The organism is uncultured Veillonella sp. (genome assembly GCF_900545205.1).
GTDB lineage: Bacteria > Bacillota > Negativicutes > Veillonellales > Veillonellaceae > Veillonella.
Genome location: NZ_UQYC01000017.1, coordinates 20,397 through 27,029, shown reverse-complemented (window position 1 = coordinate 27,029; position 6,633 = coordinate 20,397). Strand labels below are relative to the sequence as shown.

The window sequence follows — 6,633 nt, the reverse complement described above, 5'->3', positions numbered from 1 at the left end:
TATCCTGGAGCTAAGAACCGTACATAAGAACTCGCTGATTAAGCATCCTGCGGCTAGTGGGAGAAAACAAACTCTCCCCATATGGTAACGCGGCACAACGTGCCAATATTACCGAACAGTAAAGCCGTTGAGTTACTTTAAATGATGTAATTATAACAAGCCCCGTGATCATAAAATCACAGGGCTTATTTATAACTTATATTATTAATTATATATACAAAAAAAGAGCTGCCTAAGCAGCTCTAATTTTTTATTATTCTACACCAACCATTACGTTAGTTGCTTTGATAACAGCGTATACTTCTTTACCTACTGCTAAGCCCAATTCTTTAACAGATTGAACTGTAATATCTGCAGTAATAACGTTATCATTACCTACATTGATTTTAACGATTGCGTTTACGGCACCTTCTTGAATTTCAACAATTGTACCTTTTAATTGATTTCTTGCACTTAATTTCATATTTTACTCCTTATAAGACGTATACAATACAAATACATGTATATAGTGTATATATAGAAATATATCTATGTATATTATATCATTAATTATAAAATAAGCCGTGATTTATATCACAGCTTAATATGGAGCGGGCGAAGGGAATCGAACCCTCCTCTCAAGCTTGGGAAGCTCGCATTCTACCGATGAACTACGCCCGCATGATGAACATATTGTATCATACTATAATATGTTCATTCAAGTGGAGCTTGTTTATATACTCAATACCTATAGTAGTATCTGTATTGTACTGATATAAGAATAGATGTATAAAATAATGAGGAAGGAGGCATATGTATGTCTAAGATTTATAAAATCCATAAATGGTTATCTATAGTTTCTGTGATATTTTTCTTAATGTTCTGTATTACAGGGCTTATCCTCATGTTCAGAACTGAATTAAATGCGTGGGCTCAAGGGGGCACGAACCATACTTCATCTTCAATGGCTATGGGGCAAGAAGAGACACCTATTTTTGATTATGCTGATGAAGGGGCTCTACTAGTTAAGGCAAAATATCCGTCAAAGGATATTTTAAATATTTCTCCTGCCATGGGTGCTTCACATCTTTTACGGTATCGTATTATTGAATCATCAGCTACCGTAGCACCTCCAGCACGTATGGGTATGGGAGGGGACTATGCATTATATAATCCTGAAACAAAGGCTCTCATTACTACCCATCATGAAACACCTGCTCATCCTTGGGTGCGCAGTATATTACATACTCTTCATCAACTACATACGCGATTAGATCTCGGAAAAACTGGGATTTATATTGTAACAATTTTATCTTTTTTATGTGCTTTATCGATTATTTCTGGTATTTTCTTATATGGTCCATTTCGTAAAAGTTTTGCAAAATCTGCAGTATTGTCAAATCATATGAAATTAAGTTCATTGCATCGAGAGTTTGCAATGGTTGCTACTGTATGGGGATTTATCTTATGTATTACAGGTGTATGGATAGGTGGATTTTTTATTGCCAATGACAGCTATAATGCAGATGTACTACATACTGCAAAGCAAGAGCTTTCATCGGATCAATCCGAAATTTTACAACCATCCGAAGCTATTTCTCGCATTATGAAAGCTTATCCAGATCGTCAGCTTATATCTATTGATTATCCATCCAAATTTAATGACCATCACTATGCATTTTATTTAGGTGCTGAAAATGATGATGATCCTGCTATGTTTTTGGGACAGCCTGTCTATGCTAATTTACATGCTGATTCTGCTAAGGATATGTATTCTACAAAAACAATACCATGGTATTTTACTGGTATGACTACAATGATTAATCTCCATATTCATAATCATAATACAATGGTGCTTAAAATATTATGGGCCATCTGGGATATAGTTCTTATTATAGGTATTATAACAGGCATTATGATGACTATTATAAAGAAATTTGTTAAATCTCGTGCTATGGAATCTAGAGCACCCGTTGAGATACAACATGTTTGGCGTAAACCTATCCTTTATAGTATTTTAGTTCTCCTAGGTTTTATTGTGCCTCTTTGGTCTAATCCAATCACAAATAGTATAGCTGCCATTTGTTTAAGCATTCCACTTATTGGATTCTTAATTTCTCTGATCAGAGAGAATAATTATTAATCAGTATTTTATTAGCTTGCTCCATAAGTATAAGTATGTCGCAAATGTTTGATTACTCTAGACTTAATCCGCATGGTTCATCATTAGTTTATTGATTATTTTCGAAGTGAAATGATATAATAAATTTAAATAAATAGTTTTTATGTATAAAATTCTGTATTTATATTTATAATTGAGAAAGTGGTAGTTACTATGAATTATATAAAAGCATTTATTCAGTCTGAATCATCTGGCGGTATTATGCTCTTACTTGCCGCTATTCTTGGTGTTATTACAGCAAATTCTCCTCTAGCAGAACAGTATTTCACCTTAATGCATGTGTATTGGGGACCTATGGATATACTGGAATGGGTTAATGATGGGTTAATGGCACTCTTTTTCCTATATGTAGGGCTAGAGATTAAATCAGAAATGATTTCTGGCGAATTGAATACAAATTCAAAAAGAGTATTACCACTCTTAGCTGCTTTTGCAGGTGTTGTTACACCTGCTTTAGTATATTTCTTAATTGCTGGTTCTGTCCCTGAGTATACCCATGGATGGGGGATTCCAACAGCTACAGATATTGCATTTGCCATAGGTGTTATTATGATGCTTGGTAAACGTGTATCTCAAGCTATGAAAGCTTTTCTTTCTGCCTTAGCTGTTATTGATGATTTAATTGCTATTATCGTTATAGCTATCTTCTACGGTGCCGGCGTAGATTTCCCGTATTTGATTGGTGCTGCTATCGTAACAGGCGCATTGTGGTATACTAATAAACAGGGGTATGTGAGACCTGTATTATATGGTGTATTGGGTGCAGTTCTTTGGTATTTTGTATTAAAGTCTGGCGTTCATGCAACTATTGCTGGGGTTGTCTTAGCTATGACAATTCCTGCAACAGGTAAACTTGATGGTGAAACAGTATATCCTATGCATAAATGGGCAGATAAACTGAAGCATTGGGTTAATTTTTTAATTATTCCTTTATTTAGTTTCTTAAATGCAGGGGTATCCTTTGCTGATGTTTCAGTAGATCATTTATTCCATCCTGTTGTACTAGGCGTTTCATTAGGCCTTATTTTAGGTAAACAGTTTGGTATTTTCTCTGCAGTTTTCGTTTTAGTTAAATCTAAGATTATCAAGATGCCTACTAATACAACATGGCCAGAGGTTTATGGTACTGCCATCGTTTGTGGTATTGGTTTTACTATGAGCTTATTTGTAGCTACATTGGCATTTCCACCTGGTGTCAATCAAGAAATGGCTAAAATTGGTATCTTTATAGGTTCTATTATTTCTGGTTTATTAGGTGCTATAGTTTTAATTTTGGCATATAAAATAAGAACTTTTAAGCATAAATAATGAACGTATTATATTAGGAAGGAATCATATGGAACGGATATTTGTATTTTTACGTTCTCCTGGTTCGGCGACTGCTGTTCTACTAGGAGCTACACTTATTGCATTAATCGTAGCAAACTCTCCATTGGCGACACAGTATATGTCACTTGTTAATTTGAAACTAGGTCCACTAACAACTATGGAGTGGGTAAATGATGCATTAATGGCGATTTTCTTCCTCTTTGTTGGGTTAGAAGTAAAGCGTGAATTGGTAAGTGGCGAGCTTAATACGAATGCAAAGCGTATTATGCCAGGTATTGCTGCATTATTTGGTGTGTTAGTACCTGCTATTATTTATTATCTTATTGCAGGCTCTAGTGAAGTGTATGTTCATGGTTGGGCTATTCCAACAGCGACAGACATTGCTTTTGCTATAGGTGTTATAACTGCTTTGGGTTCTAGAGTGCCTAACTCCATGAAGGTATTTTTGACCGCCTTAGCTGTTATTGATGATTTGATTGCTATCATCGTTATTGCTATATTCTATGCATCAAATCTGAATCTTTTCTATTTATTTGGTGCCGTTGTTGTAACGGGTTTATTGATTTACTGTAATCGGTCTGGTTACGTTAGATCTTTATCCTATATCATTCTTGGTTTAATTTTATGGTATTGTATTCTTCGGTCTGGATTACATGCTACTATGGCTGGTGTAATCTTGGCGATGACAATTCCAGAACGCGGTAAGATTGGTCGTAAATATGTTAGACCAATGCAACATTGGGAACATTATCTATCTAACTGGGTAAGCTTTGTGATTGTTCCTATTTTTGCTTTCTTTAATGCCGGTGTAAGTCTTGCTGGATTCGGTGTAGCAGATTTAACACATCCTGTTGTTTTAGGTGTTGCACTAGGCCTTATTTTAGGTAAACAAATCGGTATCTTTGGTGCTATGTTTGGGATGATCAAGTTAGGTATTGTACCTATGCCAGCAGAAGCTAACTGGAAATTTATTTATGGTACCTCCATTGTATGTGGTATTGGTTTTACTATGAGTATATTTGTTTCTGTTTTAGCTTTTGATCCAGGTCATGCTCAAGAGATGGCTAAGGGTGGCGTATTAATAGGTTCCATCATTTCTGCCGTTATTGGCTATATTTACTTACGCATTATTGGTGCTAAGCGTAAGGAATGCCATATAGGTGTATATCATAACTGCTAAAATTAAATAGTTATTATAAAAGTCTCCATTATTGACTGTCTATAAAATCAAAACGTAAAAACTTTACTTGATTAGGTAGACTTTAATGGAGATTTTTCATTGCTATACTATATTTCTATGATATATATGTAGTACTAGATTTGAGATATAGTTAAAAACGTGCATTATATATGCATTTTTTGTATTGCTATCTCAATATGGTTTATAGATTATTTAAAACTGTATAGTATACTACTGATGTAAGGTGAGGTGTATATGGTTAAGAAAATAATTATCGCATGTACGCTTGTTTGTATGACTACAATGGTATCTTCCGTATCATTGGCAAAAACGATTGATCGGGGACAACGGGGGCACCATGTTAGCAAGGTGCAAACCATGTTAAAGCATCAAGGTTTTTTACATGATTCTGTAGATGGTATTTACGGTCATAATACGGAACAAGCTGTACGGAAATTTCAAAAGTCAAAGGGACTCGCTGTAGATGGTCGCGTTGGTCCTAGTACGATGAATGCTTTAGAAAAGATGGAGACTCGTTATGGTGGACATGGTACAGAATTAAGTCATAATGGTGTACCAAATAAATACTCTCGCGTTTTAACTATGCAAGCTAGTGCTTATTCTGCTCAAGATCCTGGCAATGGTAATTATACGGCTACAGGTAGTCGCTTAAAGAAGGGCATCGTATCTGTAGATCCAAAATTAATTCCATTAGGTACGCGATTATACATTGAAGGTTATGGTTATGCTGTAGCTGATGATGTTGGTGGCGCTATCAAAGGTCATAGAATTGACTTAGCTTATGATTCTCGTTCTGAAGCATTGCAGTTTGGTCGTCAAACTGTGAAGGTTTACGTTTTATAATAAAAACTCTCTAGTACATATAATAGTGTAATAGACTATAAGGTCTAAACTTACAGTATTATATGAGGACTAGAGAGTTTTTATTTTGCCGAATTATAATGTTTCTATAACCTCGAATATTCGGAAATTATGGTATAATAAACACAGATATATTTGAAATAACTCATGACATTTGTTACATGAGTGTAATCAATAGTTATATGATGAATGGTAAAGGAAATTCTATGGATAAAGTACGGCGTGTGGAACGCATGGTGGCAATGACTAAATTGTTAGTTGATTCACCGCAAAAATTGATTCCTTTAAATTATTTCTGTGACTTCTTTGGCATGGCAAAGTCTACAGTTAGTGAAGACTTAACCTGTGTGAGACAGTCTATGGAGCATTTTCAACTTGGTACATTAGAAACCGTAGCTGGCGTAGCAGGCGGAGTGCGTTTTATTCCTCATCGTAAGGGTACTCAGGCTAATGATATTCTACGAGATGTGCAAACTCGATTGATGGAGCCAGACCGTATCATTCCTGGTGGGTTTATTTACATGTCTGATATTTTATATGATTGGCATGTAATGACACGCCTTGGGGAAATTATTATGACTCGCTTTATGGACCGCAACCCTGATTATATTCTGACCGTTGAAACAAAGGGGATTCCGTTAGCTGTCATGGTAGCACGAGCTTTCAATAAGCCTCTCGTCATTGCTCGTCGTGATAGTAAGGTGACAGAAGGGTCTGCTATTAGTATCAACTATGTGACAGGATCCTCTGGTCGTATTCAAACGATGACGCTAACAAAGAGAGCGATTCCTCCTAATGCTAGAGTTTTAATTATCGATGATTTTATGAAAGCAGGGGGCACTGCAAAAGGTCTTAAAGAACTTGTTGTAGAAATGAGTGGTGTCGTTGTTGGCACTGGAGTTCTTGTAGCAACGGCAGAGCCAAATCCAAAATTAATCGATGATTATGAATCATTATTTACGTTCTATGGTATTGATGAAAATACAAAGAAAATTAATATAGAACCAGTATTTGATGAAGAATAAACAATTAATATTAGATACATTATAGTTAGATATAATGACTTTATATCGCATATTGG

6 protein-coding genes and 1 tRNA gene are annotated in these 6,633 nt (G+C 35.4%); 5 read left to right on the top strand and 2 right to left on the bottom strand.

From position 1 onward, the window contains the following. Positions 1–253: 253 nt before the first annotated feature. Both QZR70_RS02980 and QZR70_RS02975 read right to left on the bottom strand, forming a co-directional pair. Entirely contained in the window at positions 254–463 is a 210-nt protein-coding gene (locus QZR70_RS02980; protein ID WP_105088956.1) for a molybdopterin-binding protein, read from the bottom strand. A 123-nt stretch (positions 464–586) separates the two neighbouring features. Then, positions 587–660 (bottom strand) — tRNA-Gly (locus QZR70_RS02975). A gap of 136 nt (positions 661–796) precedes the next feature. Here QZR70_RS02975 and QZR70_RS02970 point away from each other — a divergent pair. The 5 genes from QZR70_RS02970 (at position 797) to purR (ending at position 6,577) form a co-directional block, all read left to right on the top strand. Further along, positions 797–2,122: a PepSY domain-containing protein gene (locus tag QZR70_RS02970; RefSeq protein WP_295793015.1), complete on the top strand. Its 1,326-nt coding sequence runs from the start codon at positions 797–799 to the stop codon at positions 2,120–2,122. Positions 2,123–2,314: 192 nt separating this feature from the next. After that, positions 2,315–3,469 (top strand): Na+/H+ antiporter NhaA, encoded by a 1,155-nt coding sequence (nhaA, locus tag QZR70_RS02965; protein ID WP_295793013.1) that lies wholly within the window; start codon positions 2,315–2,317, stop codon positions 3,467–3,469. A gap of 28 nt (positions 3,470–3,497) precedes the next feature. Continuing rightward, complete coding sequence (gene nhaA / locus QZR70_RS02960; protein WP_005387137.1) at positions 3,498–4,670, top strand: Na+/H+ antiporter NhaA; 1,173 nt, start codon at positions 3,498–3,500, stop codon at positions 4,668–4,670. Between the two features lie 255 nt (positions 4,671–4,925). Continuing rightward, a complete protein-coding gene (locus QZR70_RS02955) occupies positions 4,926–5,534 on the top strand; it encodes a peptidoglycan-binding protein (protein WP_005387136.1) in 609 nt (202 codons plus the stop codon). Positions 5,535–5,758: 224 nt separating this feature from the next. Then, on the top strand, positions 5,759–6,577 hold the full coding sequence (gene purR, locus QZR70_RS02950; protein WP_295793011.1) for a pur operon repressor: 819 nt from the start codon (positions 5,759–5,761) through the stop codon (positions 6,575–6,577). Positions 6,578–6,633: the final 56 nt, after the last annotated feature.

Coding starts and splice junctions, on each gene's coding strand:
- QZR70_RS02980 (WP_105088956.1), bottom strand. CDS start 463: ATGAAATTAAGTGCAAGAAATCAATTAAAAGGTACAATTGTTGAAATT.
- QZR70_RS02970 (WP_295793015.1), top strand. CDS start 797: ATGTCTAAGATTTATAAAATCCATAAATGGTTATCTATAGTTTCTGTG.
- nhaA (WP_295793013.1), top strand. CDS start 2,315: ATGAATTATATAAAAGCATTTATTCAGTCTGAATCATCTGGCGGTATT.
- nhaA (WP_005387137.1), top strand. CDS start 3,498: ATGGAACGGATATTTGTATTTTTACGTTCTCCTGGTTCGGCGACTGCT.
- QZR70_RS02955 (WP_005387136.1), top strand. CDS start 4,926: ATGGTTAAGAAAATAATTATCGCATGTACGCTTGTTTGTATGACTACA.
- purR (WP_295793011.1), top strand. CDS start 5,759: ATGGATAAAGTACGGCGTGTGGAACGCATGGTGGCAATGACTAAATTG.